The following is a 1162-nucleotide window of genomic DNA, read 5'->3' as shown; positions in this document are numbered from 1 at the left end:
GTCTCACATCTCACGTCTCATGTCTCACATGTCTTCAGAGGGGGACCCATGCACAGGAACATCAGGCAGTTGGCCGTCGTCGCGGCTCCGGTGCTGTTCGCCGGCTCGGCGGCGGTGCTCGGGCTCAGCGGCAGCGCGAGCGCCGCGACCACACCCGGCTCGCTCGTCTCCGCGGTCACGTCCGCGGCCATGGTGCCGGCGCAGGTGACGCCGCCCGTCGACATCCGGACCTCGGCGTGTCCGGGCAACATGGTCGAGAACCAGGTCAGCGGAGCCTGCGTGGTGGCGCTCCAGGACCTGCTGATCAACTGGGGCTACGGCGGCGACCTGGGCCCGAGCGGCGCCGACGGCGGCTTCGGCCCCGACACCGAGAACGCCGTCAAGTCGTTCCAGACCGCGGCCCGGATCGGCGTGGACGGCCAGGTCGGCCCGCAGACCAAGGCCGCGCTCTACAGCCTCGCCAACCCGTTGGCCAACCACACCACCGCCGTCAACGGATACGACGACAACACCTGCCTGGACGCCGACGCGAACACCGCGGGCAGGAACGGCCAGAAGATCCAGGGCTGGCAGTGCATCGCGGGCGACGCCAACCAGGAGTGGAACGTCTACCTGGTGCCCTACTCCTCGAACCGCATGCTCGTCAGCGCGGTGGACGGCGAGTGCCTGGACGCCGACACCAACACCGCGGCCGAGAACGGCCAGATCATCCAGGGCTGGGCCTGCAACGGCCAGTTCCAGCAGCAGTGGGTCAGCAAGCCCAACTACGCCGCCGCGAACGCGAACAGCGGCAAGTGCCTGGACGCGGACACCAACACGGTGGGCGTGAACGGCCAGAAGATCCAGGGCTGGGCCTGCAACGGCTCCCCCGAGCAGTCCTGGCTCCCCGGCAGCAACTGACCCCTTGGGTCGGCTCGACCTGGCTCGACCTGGCGTGACCAGGTCGAGCCGACCCGGTCGGCCGCCGCACCGCTTCGGCGGCCGACCGGATGTCGTCAACAGCACAGGCAGTCCCGCCCATCGGCGCCGGGTGACGTCGTCCCCGCGCCCCTCGACCAAGGAGAACCCCGTCCATGAGTCCGCTCTCCATCCGCCGCTCCGGAACGGCCACCGCGATCACGGCGGTGATCGCCCCGGCCGCCCCCCCCCCCCCCCGAGCGCC

1 protein-coding gene is annotated in these 1162 nt (G+C 70.7%); it reads left to right on the top strand.

Features of this window, described 5'->3' with window-relative positions; translation table 11 throughout:
* Positions 1 to 48: 48 nt before the first annotated feature.
* A complete protein-coding gene (locus TR50_RS17530; protein ID WP_084700479.1) occupies positions 49 to 900 on the top strand; it encodes a ricin-type beta-trefoil lectin domain protein in 852 nt (283 codons plus the stop codon).
* Positions 901 to 1162: the final 262 nt, after the last annotated feature.

This window comes from Streptacidiphilus anmyonensis (assembly GCF_000787855.1).
In the GTDB taxonomy this organism is placed as follows: Bacteria; Actinomycetota; Actinomycetes; order Streptomycetales; family Streptomycetaceae; genus Streptacidiphilus; species Streptacidiphilus anmyonensis.
This window is presented reverse-complemented; position numbering and strand designations above follow the sequence as displayed.